14 protein-coding genes are annotated in these 23,519 nt (G+C 41.0%); 5 read left to right on the top strand and 9 right to left on the bottom strand.

Features of this window, described 5'->3' with window-relative positions; translation table 11 throughout:
• Positions 1-407: 407 nt before the first annotated feature.
• The 5 genes from tyrS to HMPREF9455_RS18940 form a co-directional block, all read right to left on the bottom strand.
• The gene (gene tyrS / locus HMPREF9455_RS18965) at positions 408-1,700 is read right to left on the bottom strand and encodes a tyrosine--tRNA ligase (RefSeq protein ID WP_006801379.1); all 1,293 of its coding nucleotides are present in this window, start codon (positions 1,698-1,700) and stop codon (positions 408-410) included.
• Between the two features lie 586 nt (positions 1,701-2,286).
• Complete coding sequence (locus HMPREF9455_RS18960) at positions 2,287-3,012, bottom strand: helix-turn-helix domain-containing protein (protein ID WP_006801378.1); 726 nt, start codon at positions 3,010-3,012, stop codon at positions 2,287-2,289.
• Positions 3,013-3,396: 384 nt separating this feature from the next.
• Positions 3,397-3,654: a hypothetical protein gene (locus HMPREF9455_RS18950; RefSeq protein WP_006801376.1), complete on the bottom strand. Its 258-nt coding sequence runs from the start codon at positions 3,652-3,654 to the stop codon at positions 3,397-3,399.
• A gap of 128 nt (positions 3,655-3,782) precedes the next feature.
• Positions 3,783-7,760, bottom strand: coding sequence for a hybrid sensor histidine kinase/response regulator transcription factor (locus HMPREF9455_RS18945; protein WP_006801375.1), 3,978 nt, complete (start codon positions 7,758-7,760; stop codon positions 3,783-3,785).
• 113 nt (positions 7,761-7,873) lie between these two features.
• Entirely contained in the window at positions 7,874-9,007 is a 1,134-nt protein-coding gene (locus tag HMPREF9455_RS18940) for a glycoside hydrolase family 43 protein (protein ID WP_006801374.1), read from the bottom strand.
• 280 nt (positions 9,008-9,287) lie between these two features.
• On the opposite strand from HMPREF9455_RS18940, the gene HMPREF9455_RS18935 reads away from it, so the two are divergent.
• From HMPREF9455_RS18935 to HMPREF9455_RS18915, 5 genes are all read left to right on the top strand, one after another.
• Positions 9,288-9,980 carry an NUDIX hydrolase gene (locus HMPREF9455_RS18935; protein WP_006801373.1) on the top strand — a complete coding sequence of 231 codons (693 nt, stop codon included), beginning with the start codon at positions 9,288-9,290 and terminating at the stop codon, positions 9,978-9,980.
• Positions 9,981-10,258: 278 nt separating this feature from the next.
• Positions 10,259-10,942, top strand: a complete 684-nt coding sequence (gene araD, locus HMPREF9455_RS18930) for an L-ribulose-5-phosphate 4-epimerase (RefSeq protein WP_006801372.1) — start codon at positions 10,259-10,261, stop codon at positions 10,940-10,942.
• A gap of 34 nt (positions 10,943-10,976) precedes the next feature.
• Positions 10,977-12,479 carry an L-arabinose isomerase gene (araA, locus tag HMPREF9455_RS18925; RefSeq protein ID WP_006801371.1) on the top strand — a complete coding sequence of 501 codons (1,503 nt, stop codon included), beginning with the start codon at positions 10,977-10,979 and terminating at the stop codon, positions 12,477-12,479.
• A gap of 127 nt (positions 12,480-12,606) precedes the next feature.
• On the top strand, positions 12,607-14,274 hold the full coding sequence (locus HMPREF9455_RS18920) for a ribulokinase (RefSeq protein ID WP_006801370.1): 1,668 nt from the start codon (positions 12,607-12,609) through the stop codon (positions 14,272-14,274).
• Positions 14,275-14,380: 106 nt separating this feature from the next.
• On the top strand, positions 14,381-16,126 hold the full coding sequence (locus HMPREF9455_RS18915; protein ID WP_006801369.1) for a sodium:solute symporter: 1,746 nt from the start codon (positions 14,381-14,383) through the stop codon (positions 16,124-16,126).
• A gap of 1,178 nt (positions 16,127-17,304) precedes the next feature.
• On the opposite strand, the gene HMPREF9455_RS18910 is transcribed toward HMPREF9455_RS18915, so the two are convergent.
• The 4 genes from HMPREF9455_RS18910 to HMPREF9455_RS18895 all read right to left on the bottom strand — a co-directional run.
• Positions 17,305-20,223 (bottom strand): calcium-translocating P-type ATPase, PMCA-type, encoded by a 2,919-nt coding sequence (locus HMPREF9455_RS18910; RefSeq protein WP_006801368.1) that lies wholly within the window; start codon positions 20,221-20,223, stop codon positions 17,305-17,307.
• A gap of 192 nt (positions 20,224-20,415) precedes the next feature.
• Entirely contained in the window at positions 20,416-22,263 is a 1,848-nt protein-coding gene (locus HMPREF9455_RS18905; RefSeq protein WP_006801367.1) for a 4-hydroxy-3-methylbut-2-en-1-yl diphosphate synthase, read from the bottom strand.
• Between the two features lie 127 nt (positions 22,264-22,390).
• Positions 22,391-22,864 (bottom strand): PaaI family thioesterase, encoded by a 474-nt coding sequence (locus HMPREF9455_RS18900; protein WP_006801365.1) that lies wholly within the window; start codon positions 22,862-22,864, stop codon positions 22,391-22,393.
• A 155-nt stretch (positions 22,865-23,019) separates the two neighbouring features.
• Positions 23,020-23,519: IS4 family transposase (locus HMPREF9455_RS18895; protein ID WP_006801363.1), on the bottom strand; the 500-nt coding region annotated here is incomplete at its 5' end.

Raw genomic sequence — 23,519 nt, 5'->3', positions numbered from 1 at the left:
AAATATGAAATGACTAAGATTAAACAATGAAATAGACAATGTTTGTCTCTTAATACCTTTATCCTCCCTTTGCACATAAAATGATGGGGAATTTTACCCACGACTATAGGAATGATGATTGTCCATGCAGTTATTTGTGCAGTGGCATCGATAGGATATACCCCTGCATGAAATGCAGTTTATTGTTTTAAATCAAACGTCAATAAAATGGATATACTTTTTTTTATGCCTATATTCATGACCTAAAATAAAAACAGCTGAAAATCATTATTGATAATCAGCTGATTAGCCGAATTAATCGTTGTCTCACTAGGACTCGAACCTAGACAGGCAGAACCAGAATCTGCAGTGCTACCATTACACCATGAGACAATATTACTTTTGCGAGTACAAAAGTAATAATAATTTTATTTAGCTACCAATAGGAAGTAGTTTTTCTTTCCTTTTTGTGCAATAATATATTTTCCGGCGATGAGAAATGATGAATCTATCATATCATCGAAGTTCTCTACTTTCACTTTATTTACCATTACTCCACCTGCCTGTACTGTCTTACGCATTTCCCCTTTCGATGGAAACATACTTGCGTTTTCAGTCAGTAAATCTACAACTTTGATTCCGGCAGATAACTCATCTTTGGATATATCGAATGTGGGTACGCCCTCAAATACCTGTAGGAATGTTTCTTCATCCAGCTTTTTCAAAGCATCGGCAGTCGCGTTGCCAAACAGAATATTAGATGCTTCAACAGCCTGATCATAATCTTCTTCGGAGTGAACCATAACAGTAACTTCCTTTGCCAGACGTTTCTGTAACGGACGAAGATGTGGTGCTGATTTTTGTTCCATAACCAATGCTTCTATCTCCTCTTTGCTGAGAGCCGTGAATATTTTGATATATTTTTCTGCATCATCATCACTTACATTCAGCCAGAACTGGTAGAATTTGTAAGGAGAAGTATATCTTCTTTCGAGCCATACGTTACCCGATTCGGTTTTACCAAACTTAGTTCCGTCTGCTTTTGTTATCAACGGGCAAACAAGGGCAAAAGCCTCGCCTGAAGCCTTGCGGCGTATAAGTTCTGTCCCGGTGGTGATGTTTCCCCATTGGTCGGAACCGCCCATCTGAATGCGACAGCCTAATGTTTCATATAAGTGGAGATAATCGTATGCCTGCATCAGTTGATATGAAAACTCTGTAAACGACATGCCTTCCGAAGCTTCCCCGCTCAGACGTTTCTTTACAGAATCCTTGGCCATCATATAGTTTACAGTAATGTGTTTTCCTATGTCGCGGATAAAATTCAAAAATGAGAAGTCTTTCATCCAGTCATAGTTGTTTACCAACAATGCTGCATTCGGTTTGTCAGACTCGAAATCGAGAAACTTAGCTAACTGTTTCTTAATCGATTCCTGATTGTGGCGAAGAGTAGCTTCGTCCAGCAGATTACGTTCGGCAGACTTCATAGAGGGGTCTCCGATCATACCTGTTGCTCCGCCTACAAGAGCGATGGGACGGTGCCCTGCACGCTGGAAGTGCTTCAATATCATCACACTCACAAGGTGTCCGATATGCAACGAATCGGCAGTAGGGTCAATACCCACATAGCCCGAAGTCAGTTCCTTTTGCAGTTGTTCTTCCGTACCCGGCATGATCTCTTGTATCATACCTCTCCATCTTAGTTCTTCAACAAAATTCATCGAATTAGTTTATTAATTGTAACTTTTTTAGTTAGTGTGCAAAAGTACGACCTTTTTCGAAAAGAAAAAACATATACCTTTATTTTAATGTGTCAATTCGATCAGCAAACTTCGATATTAGCAGATTTACAAACATTTTTTACTCACAGCTTAGGACTGATTACTCGTTAAAAGGTAACAAAGGTAACACTTGTTTCAGTGAACAGTTAGCAGTCATCAGTTAACAATGTTGCGCTTGGTTATACTGAAGTCAATTTCGTAACTCATTACCTTATTTATATTTATTAACCATGTTTAGTTAAAACCTGACAAACCTGACGACTTTTCACACAATTTTTATTATCACTTTTTCTTCTAAAAACTCCGTAACTTCATCTTAATCAGGGATGAGAGATAACGCTTGCAAAGATGCAAAGACACAAAAAGGTAACACTTGTAACACTCTGTACAATTAGTAGTAAAGAACAACCAACTTTGTCATGCTGAGTGAAGCGAAGCATCCGTAAATAAAAAGACTCCGTGCTACTCCGTTTACTCTGTGGTTAAAAATAAAAGGTAACAAAGGTTACACATATGCTCGAAGTACTTAATAGCCTCGCAAAAGATTCCGGTAGCGCAGAGGCCTTTCTTTCAGGGTGGCAGATGATTGTGCGACAGGCATCTGTTTCATAACTTGCCCTTGTTCCGTTTGCTCTTCCCCACTTTCTACTTTTAATTTTTCACTTTCCACTTTTAGTTCTTCATTTTTTAGTTCTTCACTTTTCACTTTCCGTTCCTCCTCCAGTTTCCTGTCCACAGACGCCACTACCTCCGGATTGAGCGAACCGCCCGAACGGAAGCCGTTCTCCTGCAATATCATCAGCTGACGCCTGGTCTCCTCGTCCTGTACTTCGATAACCAGCGGACGGCGTGCCGAGGCCAGTAACCGGTCTTTGTCCTTCTTCCTTTCCTCACGGTCGAGGACGTACTTTATGGCGCGGATGCTGGGCGGACAGAATTTCTTTTCCACTATGCGGTATTTCTCCACATCGTTTACCGGGTCGTTTTTGTCGGGAACGTAGGTGATTTTCTCTTTTTTCTGCACGTACCCCTCAAGTAACTGCTTTAGTCCTATCCGCGCCGAGGCTATCATCACATCTTCGCGGTGGTCGATGGCTTCTTCTACTGCTTCGCCGAACTCTGGTTTTGTCTTTTTCCATTCATAAAATGTTTTACGGCTGATCTTAAATGATTTGCAGATTTCTGATACGCTGCACAAGTCCTGTTCTATCATACGGACAATCTCCGAGGCTGTTTTTTCTTTATACTTCATAAGACTTAAATATTAATGTTTAATAATTAGTTTCTTATATAGATAAAGTTTTTTTGATAAATTTGAAGTTCGCGCGGACGTCCCGTGTCTGTTGCACAAGATGTCCGCCCCTTGCTGCCGCGCGATTGTATCGCGTGGTAATATATAATTAAAAAGAAAATGATGATAGTATGAGTCGTAATTCTAAATTCAAAAATCCGGATGGTATATATTTCATCAGTTTTGCTGTTGTAAATTGGGGGGCGGGATTGCCACGCGATGCAATCGCGCGGCAGCGGGGAACTTGCTTACAACCCGACATAGCGAAAGGCGCTACGCCGAACAGGGGTAAAAAAAGAAGCCTTTTCTTCAAAGGCTTCCATACTTCTCTGTTAAATCTTTCTTTCAACGCGAAGCTGCACCGACAAATATTGCGGCAATGGCGCCCCAGAAAATGACAACAAGTATAATACCTATTACCATCCATACCAATTGAGCTTTTGCCCAGTTGGCCTTACTTTCAGGTGTATTGCTCCCAAAAGCCCATACGAACAACATTATGAAATTTACTAACGGAATGATCATTATAAGCATAGTTACAAGCCATTCTCCCATACTAACCACAGATTTATTGCCTTTGGCATACTGTTCTTGATTTTCCATAATAATGATTTTTTAATTAAAAATAGTACAACGAAAACTTCGCTAATGAGTTGATTTATAGTGTAAGTTTTCGTTGTACTAAGATAAAAATAAAAATGTTCTTTTCATTAATTGTATAAGCCTTCTTTTTATACCCCCGGATAATCCTTCGGCAATACTCCAAACTGAGCCTTGAAGCACTTTGCAAAATATGATGAAGAGCTGAATGCTACTTTTTCACATATCTCGGAGATTGGTAATTCCCCTTCACGTAACAATTCTGCCGCTTTATTCAGACGAAATGTCTTCAGGTAATCATTCGGAGACAGACCTGTGACACCCTTCATCTTGCGGTAGAAGCTGGATCGGCTCATAAACATAGTCTCAGCGATGGTGTCAATAGAAAAGTCCGGTTCGGTGATGTGCTTTTCTATTTCAGTATGGAGCCTCTCAATAAATTCCTTGTCTTTCTTTGGCATAGCTATGTCTATAGCTGAGGAGGCAGGAGATGTCGTAATTATTTTTTGGAGAGATAGTCTGAGTTTCAGGAGATTTTCTATCTGCTTGTGCAACTGTTTGATTGAAAAAGGCTTTTCGAGATATACGTCTGCACCATATTCCATACCTTCTATCTTCGCATCGAGTGTTACTTTTGCTGTTAGTAAGACAACAGGTATATGGCTGGAGCTAATGTCGGATTTGATGGTTTTGCACAATTCGAAACCGTCCATTTCGGGCATCATCACATCGCTTACAACGAGGTCGACGTTATTTTCAGATAATATTTTTAAGGCTTCTTTTCCGTTGCCGGATTTCATTATAGAGAAGAAAGGGGCTAGCGAATCGGCAACCATATCGAGTAATTCTATATTGTCTTCTACCAATAGAACAGTGAAATCTTTGAAAGAAGAGGTCACATTGATTGCTGTATCTATGACTTCGGATGATTGTAAAACTTCTTCTGTTTTAACAGATTCTAAGAGAGCCTCTTCGTCATATAATTTAGGAATGGACAGAATAAACGATGCTCCTCCCCGGGCATTATCGCTCAATGACAGGTTACCTTTGTGGTTTTCCGCCAGCATTTTAGAGAAAGCCAATCCTATACCTGTTCCTGTATTCGTTTTGCTCTTTGTTCCCGTTTGATAAAAAGCATCGAAGACCTTGTCTTTTTCTTCATCGCGAATGCCCGGTCCGTCATCAGATACACTTATCTCAAAGTGGTCGTCAAAAGATTCGAGATGAAGTTCTATCCTTGACTTTGTAAATTTGATAGCATTACCCAGAAGATTAACGATGATCTTCATAATCTTTTCTCGGTCGACTAAAGCGAATATCTCATTTTCCGGTAGTGAAATACTCAGGTCGATATTCTTCAACTCTGCCGAATGGGTGAATTGAGTGTATATTTCCAATAGAAGGCTATTTATATTTTCCTCTTTAAGCGTAAGTTGTATATTTTGATTTTCTATTTTCTGAAAGTCCAGAAGCTGGTTAACGATGTCGAGTAAATAATTTACATTCTTGTTGATCACCGTCAGGTAATTAGCTGATTTTGCATCTTCGTGCCGTTTCTCCGTTAACTTATCCAAAGGCAACTTTATCAGACTCAAAGGGGTTCTGATTTCGTGTATCAGATTAACAAAGAAGCTTATCTTGGATTGATAGACCTCTTTCTCTTTTTCTATACGGTATTCCTCCATCTGCCGGCTTAGTTTTCTGTCCGACCGGGTGATGAAATACCTGATAATAAAGAAAAGAGAAGTGATAATGCATAATGCGTAAATAATATATGCAGGTACAGACCTCCACCAAGGGGGTAAAATTCTTACTTTGATACTTGCACCTTGTTCATTCCATTTATTGTCGTTATTCGCACCCTTTACTTTGAAGGTGTATTGTCCGGGAGGCAGGTTCGTGTAAGATGCTATATTTGAATTTTCGCTATTTACCCAGTCCTTGTCAAATCCTTCCAGCATATACATATATCTGTTTCTGTTCGGTTCTTCGTAGCTAAGAGCGCCAAACTCAAGAATAATACTATTATTGTCATAGGGTAAGGCTATTTGCTTTGCCATATATATGGGTTCGGACAAGTTCAGTAGTTCTTTGCTCTTAGTCTCGTCAGTGTTGTACAATCTGATATCTACAATGTAAACGGGAGGGATATAGTTGTTTTCTTTAAACTCGTTCGGGTAAAAGGCATTAAATCCGTTAATACCTCCAAAGTAAAGTTTCCCCGTACTGGCTTTCAGGGAGGCTTTATAATTGAACTGATTGCTTTGCAGACCGTCTTCTTGTGTGAACAGTTTTCTGATTGTCTTATTTTGAGGATTTACTCTTAGTAATCCGGCATTGCTCGATATCCAGAAATCTCCCTGATTGTCTTCTTCTATAGAGTAAATAACATTGTTGGGTAAGGCTTGGTTCCGGGAGTCGAAATCGGTAAACAACCCGGTATCTGCATTAAAATAACATAAGCCGCCGCCATTTGTACCGAACCATATTTTGCCTTCTGTATCTTTGAAGAGGGTGATTATAGCATTGCTTGTTATTGAATTGGATGTTTTTTCGCCATGTGTATAATGCTTCCACTGATTGTTTTCAGGGTTATACCGGAATGCGCCGGAGTTGGAGGTTGCTATCCACAATTGGTTTTCATTATCTTCCAATATGTCCGAAACGGAAGTCATAGTCCCGACAAAATTGAGAGTTTCGAAATTATCTTTTGTCCGGTTATATTTGCAAAGTCCCCAACTGGTACCGATATAGATATCGTTCCTGCTGTCTTTGTAAAGGGACAGGACATCATTACTGCAGATTGTAACAGACGACTCTCTGGCGTGATAATATTCCGTCATTTTCCTTGTTTCGGGATTGTATACTTTCAGTCCTTCGGCATAGGTTCCTATCCATAAGTTTTCATCATCGAACAATAAGGAGCGGACATCCGGCTTTTGTATTTTTCCGGGTATCGTGTGTGTGTCCAGCTGCTGTGTCCTGTGATTAAGGAATTTCAAGCCGTCTTGCGCGCCCACCCAGATATTTCTGTCCTTATCCTCACAGAAGCGGCTGATTACTTTACCCGTACTCAGTAAAGGTATGTAGGTGGGGCTATAATATTCGAATACTTTTGTTTGTTGCGGCAGGTAATTTACTCCACCCAGATACGTGGAAATCCAGAAGCCGCCTTCGACATCCTTTAATATACTGTAGATAGACTGGTCGCTCAGGCTGCGCGGGTCCAGAGGATTGTCGATGCGTATAAATTCATTGTGTTGTATATTGAATATATACAAACCATTATCCGAGCCAACGAGAAGCTCCCATTCCGAAAACTGAGAAATGGCTCTTATAGTTCCTATATTCTGATTGCTGCTGTAATAAGATATCTGCATTGTGGTGTTGTTCAGCACTCCCAGATTATTTGTTCCCACACTGAACCAGACCTTGTCGCCAATAGTTTGTATACAGTTTATTTTTAGGTTTCCCTGATCTTTTTTATCAGGGAACAATGCTAACGATTCTATATATTTACCATCTTTATCATAACATATCAGTCCTTCCTGCAACGAAGAAGAATAGATCAGGGAAGAGTTGTCTTCGCATATATCCCATGCAAATGATGTTTGCTGGCTATTTTGGATCAGAGTATCCGTTTCGGGGTTGTATATAAAAAGACCTTGCCCGAGAGTTGCTATCCAGATAAGTCCTTTGCTAGTTCTGATTATTTTCCGCACCTCTCCGCTGATAGAAACACCATATTGTGTCTTTTTGTCGAAATGCCTGAATCTGTCTCCTTTCCGGTCATACACATACATGCCGCTGCTGGTGCCTATCCAGATATCCCTGTTTTTATCTTCGAATAATGCCTGTACCGAATTGTTGCCTAATGAAAAGCTATCCTGTATGTCATTTCTGTATACTTTAAATTTTCTGCCGTCGAAACGGTTAAGTCCGTCGCTCGTTCCGAACCATATGAAACCATAGCTGTCTTGCAATATGCACCATGACGAATTATGGGACAGTCCGTCCTCCACCTGATACTTTTTGAAAAAGAACTGCTGTGCAGGCAGTGCATCCGGTAAAAGGAATATTGACAGTAAAAATAGCCAGAATTTATTCATTATGTTTCTTGATGGTGTGGATTGCAAGTGAAAGAAGATTTTGATGCTGCATTATCCAATCGTAACCGATTTTTGCTATTATAATTATAAAAATAATAAATAGGTCTGCGACCTCACTTTGTTCCGGATGGTTTTTTTATTTTATCTATTTCGGACAAAGCTTTTCCTAATACAGGAAAACCATCATCTCCCCATTCCATCTTTTGCAATCGAGGCGACCGGGTATCCATGTCTCCCGAAGGAAGAGAACCATAAGGCTCTTTATCTATGGCGCGCGCCTGATATAGAAAATATATTTCCTGCTGGTCAGGGGATGGTATAAAGCAAGGGCTACCTGTGCCGAATACCTGATTCTCGGGATTCTGGGTGAAAACAGGTTTATCCGATTTTGTCCATGACGAAGGATTTAGTAAGTCGCTGTTGGCATCGGCATATAGCATCCCTACTGAATAGTATGGTGTCCATGTACCGCTGGCCGAATAGTAGATAAGTACCTTATCTTTCTCTTTTGTATGAAAGCAATGCGGGTCTTCATTTACATAAATCGGATAGCCGGTTTTGCTTCCGTCAGGATTTATCCATTGTCGTTCCCATTCATATTCAGGTTTAGAGATCAGTATTCTGTCAGAAGCCAAAGTCCATGGGTTTTCCATTCTGGCAATATAAATGCATTGGGTTTCGGCCTCTATCCTGCGCTTTTGCCAACCGGACCAAATCATATACAAGCCATCGTTGTGGGTGAATACACTCGGAAGAATAGCCCAATTATTGTCCTTATCCGTTTTTACACGCCCTTTCATTGAAAATTCACCGTCAAAAGGATTTTCGGATGTATTTTCTATAACATAAATCTGATGATTATCCGTGTTTCCGTCATCTGCGGCAAAATAGATATACCACTTATTATCTATCCGGTGCAGTTCGGGGCCCCAGATATGAAATGAATTGTTCTTATCTTTTGGTATCCATACTTCCTTGCTTGGTGCATTTTTCAGGTCGGTAATGTCCTGAGTTTGCCATAGTATGATCTTATTATCACTATCCTGGAGATAATAATAGTTGCCGTTATGATATGTGGCCCATGGACGTGCCCCTGTTTGTAATAGTGGATTAGTATATGTTTGGGTGGGGGCGTCTCCGGATTGCTGGGTATTTGCTTCTTTCTTCTTACATGAAGATACTAAAAAGAGTAATACAAAGAGGATTGCCGAGAACTTCAATGTCAGGTTCATGATAATAATATACATTAAACAAATATACTTAGACTAAGCAATGAGTATTTTTTTGGAAAAACAGGCTTAAAGTTAAACTTTTTTGCCGGATAAACCTGATTGTGAAACGAATTCATGAGAATTTTCACCGAACTCCTTCTAATAGTAATCCGATTCTCTGCTATAAATTAAATTATTTAAAATATTACAAAAAGAAAAAATATGCTATATTTACTGGTTGTAAAAATAAAACGTATTTAATACACTTAATGAACTGAAATTATGCATATATTTGCATAAATATAAAAACGCACAGATGACTCCATTATTTTATAGAGAACAAGAAAAATTCTATGTTTCAGTCGATTGTATAATCCTCGGCTTTAAGGATGGTAAACTATATTTGCTTATTTCAAAGCGTAAATTTGAGCCACAGGAAGGACAAGATACATTAATGGGAGGATTTTTACGATCCGATGAAAGTCTGTCGGAAACAGTATCCCGCGTGGTACATGAATATACAGGCATACAAGATGTATATATGGAACAGGTGGGTACCTATGGAGAAATCGGCCGTGACGAGGGAGAACGCGTTGTGTCGATTGCCTATTATGCATTGATAGATTTGGAGATGTTTGACGAAAATGTATGTGAGATCCATAATGCAAGGTGGGAAGAAGTGGAAAAGGTCGGTAAGCTCGTATTTGACCACAACCAGATGTTGCGAGATACGATCGAAATATTAAGGAAGAAAACGGCAACGCAGCCGATTGGTTTTAATCTGTTGCCCGAGAAATTTACTTTGCCACAGCTACAGGCGCTTTACGAAGCCATTTATCAGACTACTTTGGATAAACGCAATTTCCGTAAAAAAATACTGGAGATGGAAATCCTCGAAAAGCAGGACGATAAAGATAAATCGAGCTCGAAAAGAGGAGCATTTTATTATACTTTCAACAAAGAAAAGTATGATTTACTTCTCCAAAAAGGATATTACTTTTCATTGTAAAAATAAAATCATATTTCATTAAAGATTTATAAGAGAGTTATTTGCTCTCTTTTTTTATACTTGTAAATACTTTTTTTACTAAATATGTTTTACAACATATAAAAAATAAGTGTATGATTAAACACTTATTGCTAATATTGCAAGTGTAAACGCTACACTTATTTAAAGAGAGCCTTATAATAAAAGAACGTTTTAAGTAGCGAGTGCAGAAACAGAATTAATTTTGGTTATGCCGAGTCACAAAAAACGCCTGATATAATTACCATATACATACCATTATGTTGGAATCACTCAAAAAAGAAGTATTTGACGCTAATCTCGATTTAGTAAAACACGGATTGGTAATTTTCACTTGGGGAAATGTAAGTGCGATCGACCGTGAAAAAGGTCTGGTTGTTATAAAACCGTCAGGTGTATCATATGATACAATGAAAGCTGAGGATATGGTTGTTCTCGACTTGGATGGGAATATTGTGGATGGTAAATTAAAGCCGTCATCGGATACCGCTACTCATTTAGTATTATATAAAGCATTCCCGAATATCGGGGGTATAGTACATACTCATTCTACATATGCTACGTCGTGGGCTCAGGCCGGATGCGATATTCCTAATATAGGTACTACTCATGCCGACTACTTCAAAGATGAAATTCCGTGTACACGCCAGATGACAAAAGCGGAGATTGAAGGCAAGTACGAATTGGAGACTGGTAATGTGATTGTAGAACGTTTTGCCGAACTGAATGCCGATTATACACCGGGAGTACTGGTAAATAATCACGGCCCTTTCTCTTGGGGAAAAGATGCTCACAATGCGGTACACAATGCCGTAGTATTGGAGCAGGTGGCAAAAATGGCATACATCGCCTATTCAATTAATCCTCAACTAAAAATGAACGAGGAGCTTATTAAAAAGCATTTTTTTAGAAAACATGGTCCGGGAGCATATTACGGACAGTAAAAATATTTATCATTAACTATAAAAAAATAATATCATGGATTTCAAAGATTTAGAAGTCTGGTTTGTAACCGGCGCACAATTGTTATATGGTGGAGATGCAGTAGTTGCAGTAGACTCCCATTCTACACAAATGGTAAAAGCCCTGAATGATTCAGGCAAACTTCCGGTAAAGATTGTTTACAAAGGTACTGCTAACTCTTCTCCTGAAGTGGAGAAAGTATTCAAAGAAGCAAATAACGATTCTAAATGTGTCGGTGTTATCACTTGGATGCATACGTTCTCTCCTGCTAAAATGTGGATCAAAGGACTTCAGAATTTGAGAAAACCATTGATGCACCTTCATACGCAGTTCAATAAAGAAATTCCTTGGAATGAAATAGATATGGACTTCATGAATCTGAACCAATCGGCTCATGGAGACCGTGAATTTGGCCACATGGTAAGCCGCATGCGCAAAAACCGCAAGGTAGTTGTCGGTCACTGGAGCGATGAAGGTGTTCAGGCTAAGATAGCAAACTGGATGCGTGTTTGTGCAGGATGGGCAGATTCTCAGGATATGCTTATTATCCGCTTCGGAGACAATATGAATAATGTGGCTGTAACAGACGGAGATAAAGTAGAGGCAGAAATGCGTCTTGGTTACCATGTCGATAATGCGCCTATTGCTACTTTGGTTCCATATGTAGAAGCTGTTACAGATGCTGAAATAGATGCGTTGATTACCGAATACGAAAAGATATATGACTTTGCTGCCGATTCTAAAAAAGGTGCGGAAAAACACCAGTTTGTACGCGATGCCGCAGCTCAGGAAATAGGCCTTCGCCGTTTTCTTCAGGATAAAGGAGCTAAAGGATTTACTACCAGCTTCAACGAACTGGCAGGTATGAAACAATTAATGGGATTTGCTTCGCAGCGCCTTATGGCAGAAGGTTACGGATTCGGAGCCGAAGGGGACTGGAAGTCAGCTGCGCTTGTTCGCACCATGTGGGTAATGGGACAAGGTCTGCCGGGCGGACAATCATTCCTTGAAGATTATACATTGAATTTCGATGGAGAGAACAGCACTATTCTGCAGTCTCACATGTTGGAAATCAATCCGGATATAACAGGTACAAAACCACGTATCGAAGTTCATTTCCTTGGTATAGGCGATGCCCGTACTTGTGCCCGTCTGGTATTCCAGGCTCACAAGGGCGAAGGAGTGGCAGCGACAATCGTAGATATGGGAAATCGTTTCCGTATGATTGTAAATGAAGTGAAAGTGGTAGAACCTAAACCGCTGCCAAAATTACCGGTGGCCTGTGCATTGTGGAAACCGATGCCTAATCTCGAAGTAGGTGCAGGAGCATGGATTCTGGCAGGAGGTACTCACCATTCAAGTTTTTCGTTCTCTGTAACTACCGAGATGTTGGAAGACTATGCCGATATCGCAGGTATCGAACTGGTGACTATCGATGAAAATACAACTATAAACAACTTCAAGTTTGAGTTGAAAGTAAATGAAGTGTACTACTTATTAAATAAATCGTTAAATTAAGGTTCTGGGGTACCGTGAGTAGTGATTATTCTCGGTACCCTATTTTTTAGTATACTAGTTATTAGCTTGCTAGTGTACAAGAAAGAGTCGTAAACTGATAAACTAGTAAACTTTAAAACTAAATAAAATGAAATATACAATCGGACTTGATTATGGCTCAGATTCCTGTCGGGCAGTAATCATCGAAGCTCAATCCGGAAAAGAAATAGCTTCGTCTGTAAAATATTATAAGAGGTGGATGAAAGGTCAGTATTGTGACCCTCAGGCCAATCAATACAGGCAACATCCGCTCGACTACGTTGAAGCATTGGAAGAATCGGTGAAGGAAGCCTTGAGTAAGTCACCTGCCGGAACTGCTGAGGCTGTTGTCGGTATGTCGTTCGATACTACCGGTTCCACTCCTGCCCTGATCGACAAAGACGGACAGGTATTGGCATTGCGTCCCGAATTTGCAGAAAATCCGAACGCAATGTTTATCTTATGGAAAGACCATACTGCTATCAAAGAAGCGGCAAAAATCAACGAAGTGGCTAAACGATGGCCTATCGATTATACAGCATATGAAGGCGGAATTTATTCCAGCGAATGGGTTTGGGCAAAAATCGCTCATGTACTGAAAGCTGATAAATCTATCGTAAACGATGCATATAGCTGGGTAGAACATTGCGACTGGATGCCTGCACTAATTACAGGAACTACAAAGCCTGCTGATATAGTAAGAGGACGCTGTGCTGCCGGTCATAAGGCCATGTGGCTGAAAGAATGGGATGGGCTTCCTACCGAAGAATTCCTTGTGGAAGTGGCTCCCGAACTGAAAGGTTTTAGAGAGAGACTGTTCCACGAAACATACACAAGTGATGTGAAGGTTGGTAATCTTACGCCGGAATGGGCCGGAAGATTGGGACTGACAACAAATGTAGCGGTAGGCGTGGGAGCCTTCGACTGTCACATGGGTGCTGTCGGTGCGGAGATCGAGCCTAAAACGTTCGTCCGTGTTATCGGAACTTCTACTTGCGATATCATGGTGGCTTCGTATGAAGATATGCATGGCAAACTTGTTCCGGGTATTTGCGGACAGGTTGACGGTTCTGTTATTCCGGGCATGATTGGTCTTGAAGCCGGACAATCGGGTTTCGGAGATATTTATGCATGGTTTAAATCTGTATTGGCGTGGCCTTTAGAGAAGATACTGAAAGAATCTACATTAGTAGATCAGGCTACAAAAGATAAACTGATAGAAGAAGCCTTAGATAAGATGATCCCTGTTTTATCGAAAGAAGCTGAAAAAATTCCTACAACCGAAAGTTCAGCACTGGCTATCGATTGGATGAATGGCCGCCGTACACCTGATGCCAATCAATTGGTAAAAGGTACAATTACAGGATTGAACCTTGCCAGTTCTGCGCCGCTTATATTTAAAGCCTTGGTCGAAGCTACAGCATTCGGCTCCAAAGCGATTGTAGACCGTTTCCTTGAAAATGGTATCGAAATAAACAGTGTAATCGGTATAGGTGGTATATCTTTGAAGTCGCCGCTTGTTATGCAGACCTTAGCCGATGTGCTGGGTATGCCTATTAAGGTGGCCAAGTCGGAACAGGCTTGTGCGTTCGGTGCAGCTATGTTCGCATCGGTAGCTGCTGGTATTCATCCTGATATTAAGGCCGCGCAAAAAGCGATGGGGCAAGGGTTCGCTTTCGAATATAAACCGGATATGGTTAAGCATGAGGTGTATATGAAATTATATGCTAAATATCAGAAGCTGGGTAAATTCACAGAAACGGAATTATTTAACTAAATGAAAAATGAAAAGTGAAAAGTGAAAAATTATGCGAAGCGACAATGATTGGGTCTTTATTTTTCATTTTTCACTTTTAGTTTTTCACTTCTAATTATAAAATACTATGAACTGGAATTCACATGAATTTATTTGGCTCGACTGGGTGATTATTGCAGTCGGGATATTAGCGGTGACATGGGCCGTTTGGCGTTCGATACAAAAAGACAAGCGCCTGCAACAGGGTGCCAGTAGCGAAGACTATCTGTTCGGTAAAGGCGAGCCATGGTATATCATCGGTGCGGCTATTTTCGCTGCAAATATTGGTTCGGAACATCTCGTGGGACTTGCCGGAACAGGTGCAAAAGCCGGAGTAGGTATGGCACACTGGGAGATGCAAGGCTGGATGATACTTATTCTGGGTTGGCTTTTTGTGCCTTTCTATCAGCTTATGAATAATAAGATGGGTAAAATCATCACAATGCCCGATTTCCTTAAATATCGTTACACCCCGGCTACAGGCTCATGGTTGTCTATCATCACTCTTATCGCGTACGTGCTTACCAAAGTGAGCGTAACAGCATTTACCGGAGGTATCTTCATGGAGAGCCTTCTTGGGTTGCCTTTCTGGTACGGGGCTATCGGCTTGATTGTCTTAACAGGTATCTTTACCGTCTTTGGTGGTATGAAAGGCGTGATGACATTGTCAGCTATTCAAACTCCGATTCTTATAGCAGGTTCATTCCTTGTGCTTTTCCTTGGATTATCTGCACTTGGTGGTGGTAGTATCCCTGAAGGCTGGACTGCGATGATCGACTATGCTAAAACGCTGAATGTAGGGGAAGATGGTGTTGCGTACGGAACAAATCATATGTTTCATTTTAGTACTGGTGACCCGTTGTATGACGACTATCCCGGATTTTGGGTATTTATCGGAGCATCAATTATTGGTTTCTGGTATTGGTGTACCGACCAGCATATCGTTCAGCGTGTACTAGGACAACGCAAAGGAGAAGATAATGATGTAGTAATGAAACGTGCTCGCAGAGGTACTATCGCTGCCGGTTATTTCAAATTGCTGCCTGTTTTTATGTTCCTGATACCGGGAATGATAGCTGCTGCATTGGCTGCGCGTCCCGACAGTGGATTTACATTGGAAGATCCCGATACAGCTTTTGGGTCGATGGTTAAATTTGTATTGCCTGCCGGAGTGAAAGGTATTGTTACCATAGGTTTTATATCGGCACTCGTTGCATCTTTGGCTGCATTCTTCAACTCTTGTGCTACGCTCTTTACAGAGGACTTCTATAAGCCGATGTTTAAAGGCAAGAGCGAGGATACTTACGTTCTGGTAGGTCGTATTGCCACAGTTGTCGTAGTCGTACTCGGTATTGTGTGGATACCTGTCATGATGAGCCTTGGTAGTCTTTACGATTACCTGCAAGGTATTCAATCGTTGCTTGCGCCTGCAATGGTAGCTGTGTTCGCACTGGGTATATTCTCTAAAAGGATTACGCCTAAGGCCGGTGAAGTAGGTATGATAGTGGGCTTTATTATCGGTATGGTTCGTTTGCTGACCAATATATTTACAAATACAGGTAAAGATATAATGAGCGGCTGGTACTGGGAATGCACTAGCTGGTTCTGGCAAACCAACTGGCTTATCTTTGAGATATGGCTGCTTGTTTTCATCATGTTGCTGATGGTGGTTGTGTCGTTCTTTACGCCGAAACCAACTGCTCAACAGATAGAAGCCATCACTTTCACGGACGATTACAAGAAAGTTATCGGAAAGAGCTGGAACAAATGGGATGTTATTGCATCGCTCGGAGTTGTCGCCCTTTGTGCGGCGTTCTATATGTATTTCTGGTAAAAAAGACAGTCTATATAAATACTTAGATAAAGGCAAGTGTATTGGAAAATGCACTTGCCTTTTTGTTTTTGGCTTTTTCGTCCTTTTATGAAAATGTTAAAAAGTAACAGGTATGTCAGTTAACAGTTAACAGTAAGCAGTCAACAACTTGAACTCTAATCTACTCATAATTGCCCGCAGGACGGAGTGACTTCTATCTTTCTTCAAAAAGTAACAAAGGTAACACATGTTTCAGCTTTTAGCTGATAGCTATTAGCCGTTAGCTTTGGCTATCGCATAAGTGGCTTTACAGTAAACAGTATTCTCACACAAAGACACAAATTCCAACCCATCATCATGTTTACGTTTATTAACTATATTTAGTTAAAACCTGACATGTCTGACAGAATTTTCATCGTTTTTATCTTGTTATTTTTACGTTCGTTAACTATAAATGGTTAAAAGGTAACAAAGGTAACAGAGAAAACAATTAATAATTAATGCGAATTAGTAGTTGAGATTTAATGTTCTATTTTTTCTAACGCGCCGTCCGGCTTGTTTCTCTTAACTTTTTCTTGATAAAAAGTTACAAAAATCAAGGCTGCATCCTCCGGCGACCCAAAACCGCAGCTGCGGTGGAGCAAAATAATACGGAATCATTTTTAGTTGGCTTATCAGCCGTGTATAGCAGCTACCGTATTTTGCCCTACACCTCCGCTTTACGGATTGGGTACCCCGCCTGAGGGCCGAGGCCGTTACCGCGATGCGGCGACAGAACTGTGTCTTTTCATGCTTTAGCCCCGCGTGCGTCAGCCCTTGCGCATTAGTGACGCAGGCGGGGTACCCAATCCGTTGCAGGCGGCGTAGAATCAAACGGGGCGATAGCCCGTTTGTTTGATTCAGCCGACGAAACGGTTTTGGGTCGCCGAGGAATGAAGCGCTAGCCTTTTGGTTCGTTTTGGGCAATGCCAAAATGAACGTTTAAGCGCAACGAAGTGGAGCTGAAAATAATAGAACAATTTTATACTACAATAGTTACTTGAACTACTGATTGGCATTAATAATTAATAATTAGCTTTTTACTCTCTATATAGCCTCCCCGAGGGGCCAATTCAATATATCAAAGAACCCTGCAAACTGATTGTAGTTATATCAGTGTGCAGGGTATAGATAAAGTTCTTCTTTAATATTCCGTATTCTTACTTCTTTTTTAATAAGCGAACCAATTCTCCGATCCAAAGTACAAATGAAGTTCCTCCGATTATAATACCCCAGTCCTGTATAGTCAACGGCATAGTACGGAATACCTCACCGCCGAAAGTAACTATCAATATCTGGCCTATAAGTATTATCAGGGCAACAAGTTCAAATCCTGCGCTTTTACTTAAGCCTGCAAAAGCGGATTTACCTGTGCCGTATGCCTTTGCATTGAACATATTCCAGAATTGCAACAACACAAATACAGTGAAGAAGTAGGATAAGAAATATCCGTTCCGATCTGCTTCAGGGATATAGCTAAAGAATGAATTAAGATGTTCGGGAGTAGAGAAATAATACATCATCCCCAACAGCAATACAACAAAGAGAATGCCTGTAGTCAGAATATGCTTCCCAATAGAACTGGTTATAATAAAATCGCTGTTCTTTCGGGGTTTACTATTCATTACATTCGGATCGGGTGGGAGAGAGGCCAAAGCTCCGGCAGCGAATGTATCCATTATCAGATTCACCCAGAGCATCTGTGTTACTGTCAAAGGCAATTCCTGTCCGAATATAGAACCTAAGAACACAATCAGCAGAGCCGCCACATTGATTGTCAACTGGAACAATATAAAGCGCTGGATATTTTTGTAGAGCGAACGTCCCCACATTACAGCTGTGGCAATACTGCTGAATGAGTCGTCGAGAAGGGTTATATCACTTGCCTCTTTGGCTACGGATGTTCCCGAGCCCATCGACAGTCCTACATCAGCATAGTTGAGGGCGGGAGCATCGTTTGTTCCGTCACCGGTAACGGCGACTATCTCACCCCGTTGTTTCAGTAAATGAACAAGACGTTGTTTATCGGTAGGACGGGCGCGGCACATTATTTTCAGGTCTTTTACCCTTTCATATGCCTCGTTGTCAGAAAGGTTTTCGAAATCAATACCGCCTATTATATTCCGGTCTGTGTCTTCCTCATCTTTCCAGATACCGATCTGACGTCCTATCTCTTTTGCCGTGCCATACGTGTCCCCTGTCACTATCTTAACTCCGATACCCGCATTCAGACAGCGCTCTACAGCTCCGGGCACATCGGTACGTACAGGATCTGAGATACCCGCGATACCTAAGAATATTAAATCGCCTGAGGCTAGCTCTTCAACGGACTGATTATTTCCTTCTTCGATATATTTATATGCAAACCCAAGAGTACGCATTGCCTGATTCTGATACTGGAGTAACTGTTCGTCTACAATATCCTTGAATTCACTGACAGGAGCCTCTCCGTTTATGCCTGCTACATGTTTACTCTTTGCAAAGACAACTTCCGGCGCACCTTTTACATAAAGTACTTTTCTTTTCAGTTTCGGGGAATCGACAAGGGTTGCCATATATTTACGCTCGGTAGAGAAAGGCAACTGATCCAGTACCTCTTCTTTATTACGGATATTGCTATATAATATTTTGCTTTTGTTCAGCCATAATAACAGCGCCCCTTCGGTTGGGTTACCCAGTGCTGAAACCTTCTCTTTATTTGAGAAGTCCAGAAATGCTGTCGAATTTACAGATATATTTCCAATCACCAGCCTGCTCACTTCACTGTCTGTCAGGTTCTGATCTGCCACTCCGTAGAAGTTTGTATTTGCTACCTGCATCTGGTTCTGGGTGAGCGTACCTGTTTTATCTGTACAGATAACAGTGGTGGCGCCCATCGTTTCCACGGCATGCATTTTTCGCACAAGGTTGTTCATCTTCAGCATACGGCGCATGCTCAGTGCCAGACTGAGCGTAACACTCATCGGCAGACCTTCCGGTACCGCCACTACAACGAGTGTAACAGCTACCATAAATGCCTGAAGTATATTCGCTGCCACATCGATGCTGATCCATGAGTCATCATCCAAAGGATTTACCCCGAAGATATATCCCGAAAAAGCTAAAACGACAGTTACTAATGCTCCTGTAAGAAGCCATCTCAGCCAACTGCCTTCGGCTACGGCTTTCGGTAACTTGATATCTTTGCCGGCAAGTTCAAGGCCATCATATATAATAGGCAACCATACTTTTACCATTGTTATGGCTACACCTATCATAACTGCCCCGAGAAGGCCGAGTTCACCAAGTGAAACATGTACCGCAGGGTCGTTAAATATATTTTTTATGAAGAGGACGGCAAAAGTAAGCATAGCCAGTACAAGCCCGATTACCCCGATAAATTTGGCAAGAGAGTCCAACTGTCGGTTCAGAGGAGTTTCCCCTTCTACCTTTTCAGTAGATTTTTCTGCAACCTTACCGAATTCGGTGGCATCACCCACACGGGCTACCTCGAACACTCCGTGTCCGTTTATTACTTTCGTGCCCCGGAGTACCCAGTTGGATGGATAAGTCACACCCTCTTCGAAATGCTCGGGATCTATTGTTTTGTCTATGCTAAGTTCCCCTGTAAGGCAGGATTCGTCTATCTGCATGGATACGGCGTCGAACAGTTCTCCGTCGGCGGGAACTTCATTTCCCATTTCCAGAAACACGATGTCGCCTACCACTATATCTTTCTTAGGCACCTGGCGGATATTACCGTTACGCATAACGGTGATCATATCCTCATCGTTTACCTGGTTGAGGACGTCGAACTTTTTATTGGCATCCATCTCGAACCAGAAAGATACTCCCGTAGCCAGTAGAATGGCGCAGAATATACCGATGGTTTCAATGTATTCGTTGTGTATGATGGATATTCCCAGAGAGAGAAACGCGGCTATAAGCAGGATGCGGATAATAGGGTCTTCAAACTTTTGCAGAAAAAGCTTCCATAAAGGTTCCTTCTTAGGCGGGGTGAGTATATTCGCTCCGTACTTTTGCCTGCTTTCTTTTACCTGACTGTCTGTAAGCCCTGTATAATTCTTTTTTCCTTCCATTATTTTAATATAAGTATATTTCTTTAACAATAAGTAGCTTATGCTTGTTTAAAAAAGGGATAAAGTTAATGTTATCTGAGTACAAAGATAATATAGGCTTGTTAATTAATTGTTACGATTAGGGGAGAATCCTTTTAAAATCAAAGGAGCAGGTTTTTCTGAAATCCTGCTCCTTTAAGTATTTTATTGCAATTAATTCTCCGGTTCCATCCAGTCGCCATTGTCTTTAATGAGCTGGACAAGTCTTTCCACAGCCTCTTCCGAAGCAATGTTTTTTTCTATTAGGTTTTTTCTTTTATAGAGGGATATCTTTCCTTTTTCAGCCCCTACATAACCGTAATCGGCATCCGCCATCTCTCCCGGGCCGTTAACAATGCAGCCCATAACTCCTATCTTGAGGTGTTTGAGGTGTGAGGTGGCACCTTTCACCAATGCAACGGTTGTTTGCAGGTCAAATAATGTACGTCCGCAGCTAGGGCAGGATATATATTCGGTTTTACTTGTACGGATGCGCGATGCCTGTAAAATACCGAACATGTACGCATCTATATTTTTCAATGAAATACTTCCTTGGTTCTCAAGCATAATGCCGTTGCCGAAACCGTCGAGATAAAGAGTTCCGAAATCAGCCGCTGCTTTTATCTGCAGATCTTCCGTTTCATTCTCCTCATATCTGCGGTTGGGTATTACGGGAGTATCACAATTATTATTCATCAGGGTATGTATGAACGCGCGCTGTTCTCCTACACCGTTGATGTGATTAGTCGAAAGAATAATAGCGATAGATTTGTCTGCTTTCAGCAGGGTGATAATATTATCATCTAATTCAGGATATGAGAGGCGCAGGAACTTGATCGCCGCATCATCCCCCCTTATCTTTTCCCAATTCGATTTATCGAACAGAGGGTATGTATTCTTTTCCCCTTTCCATCCCTCCCAATCTATAATAGAAGGTATTGCACGTGGAGCGCCAAGCGGTAATTCTTTTCCTACATATAGATAGTCTGGCAGGAAATGAACATTGAATTCGAAATTGCCTTCCGAGCGATCCGAAATCACCACTGGTAGATTATCTCCTCCGATATTGCCTACCGTATATGTTTCCCTGCGGTCGGTAGAGAATGGAGAAAATTTATCGCTTGGGGCAGCTATTATTTCCGGATGATTTTCTTTCTGTTTGATATATGCAACAAGTTTTCGAGCCACAGGTACTTCATATTCCGGATCCTCGCTCAGGGACACACGGATGGTGTCGCCGATACCGTCGGAAAGAAGAGATCCGATGCCTACAGCCGATTTTATACGCCCGTCTTCGCCATCTCCCGCTTCAGTGACTCCGAGGTGTAACGGAAAGTTAAGGCCTTCTTTTTCCATACGGGTAATAAGCAGGCGGACAGCTTTTGACATGACTACTGTATTGGAAGTTTTCATGGAAATTACAATATCCCTGAATTCTTCGGCAATGCAAATATGGAGGAACTCCATACATGACTCCACCATACCTTCGGGAGTGTCGCCATAACGGCTCATAATACGGTCGGATAATGAACCGTGATTTACCCCGATACGGATAGCTGTTTTGTGTTCTTTACATATATTGAGCAGAGGAATGAGCTTCGCCCGTATTTTCTCTATTTCCTGTGCATATTCTTCATCTGTGTATTCGAATGTTTCGAAAGTTTTTACCCTGTCAACAAAATTTCCCGGATTGATTCGCACTTTCTCTACAATCTTTGCGGCCGCTTCTGCCGCACGAGGATTGAAATGTATATCGGCAATCAGAGGGGTATTGTATCCCTGCGTCCTTACCACATCCTTTATATTCCTGAGATTCTCGGCTTCGCGTACTCCCTGTGCAGTGAGGCGTACATAGTCAGCTCCGGCTTTTACGATTCTTATGACTTGTTCGGCACTGGCTTCGGTATCGTTGGTGTTAGTATTCGTCATCGATTGTATCCGTACAGGATTGCCGCCTCCGAGCGGAGTGTCGCCAATTCTGGTTTCGGAAGACAAACGCCTTTTATAATTGAAATAATTCATATCTGAATTTTTTTAGTTGTAATCAAAAATATAACAAAGATAGAGTTTTTTTGTTGTGTTAAATCTGATAGCTGCGACATTGGCAAATACTATAGATAAACTAAAACTATAAAAGTGGTTAAGGTCGTCATTCATCCTCTGTCTTGCATCCGCAAAAATGAAATTGCTCCATTGCCTGTTCCTGGCTCACAATGAAATAGACCATATCGGCATGCGCACATAGTTCGTTTTTTGAGTTATATATTTCAGCTTCGAGGAAAACGGCGTTTCGTTTCTGGTCTTTTATTCTTCCGCGGATTGTCAACAAGGGTTCATTGGTAGGGATACTCTTTATAAATCTGGCTTCAAGACGCGAGGTCACTCCTGTCGTCTGTAATTTACGGATGATAATCCAACCGCCAATTTCATCCATCAGGGTGCTTTGTATTCCACCATGAAGCGTGTTTAGCCAGCCTTGCATATACTCGTTTGGTTTCCAATGTGCAACTATATCATTGCCGTCTTCATAGAATTCCATATGGAGTCCCGACGGGTTAGCGGGCGAACAGGCAAAACACATATAACCATCCAGCCCTTCCCAAGGGTTTACTATCTTTTTCATAGACACAAAGAAAATGATTCGGAATGTAGATAACAAGAAAAGATTGCATAAAAAGTTCTAAAGAGCCGATATGTCTTTTGATATATGCAATTAGGGCAAACGCATCAAAATTCATAAAGCTGTTTTCAACCTCCTGTAGGGGCGTATTGCATACACTAGTGTCCACTAAAAAAAATTAGACATAATTGAGTATCATTTTGATAGTTTATCTGCGTATCATTATTATTAAAAAGATTTTCTATTGGCATTCTTTCAAATAATGATAAACTAAGTATTCGTAATATTTCATAAGTGGACACTTTTATTTTTAATTCATGTTTCATGATTGTAACAAGACAATAGGTTATTATAGCAGAAAATATTTGAATTTTGACGGCATTTTCAGAAGTCCCATAAAACTCCTTTATTCTCAAATGTTGTTTTATCCATTTGAAAAAGATTTCTATATTCCAACGATATTTGTATAGAGTGGCAACTTCTTCAGCTGTTATATCCAGATTGTTTGTCAAAAAAGAAAAAGTAGTTTTCAACTCCTTGCTATAATATACAACAGATCGTAATTTATCGGGATATCCTTTTTGAGCGATTCTGGATGTAAAGATAATAATCTGATCAGCCATGATTCCCGTTTGGGGATTATTATAGTTTTTGTCGG

It is taken from the genome of Dysgonomonas gadei ATCC BAA-286 (genome assembly GCF_000213555.1).
Taxonomy (GTDB): domain Bacteria; phylum Bacteroidota; class Bacteroidia; order Bacteroidales; family Dysgonomonadaceae; genus Dysgonomonas; species Dysgonomonas gadei.
The sequence above is the reverse complement of the archived record's forward strand: the minus strand, read 5'-3'. Positions and strand labels throughout refer to the sequence as shown.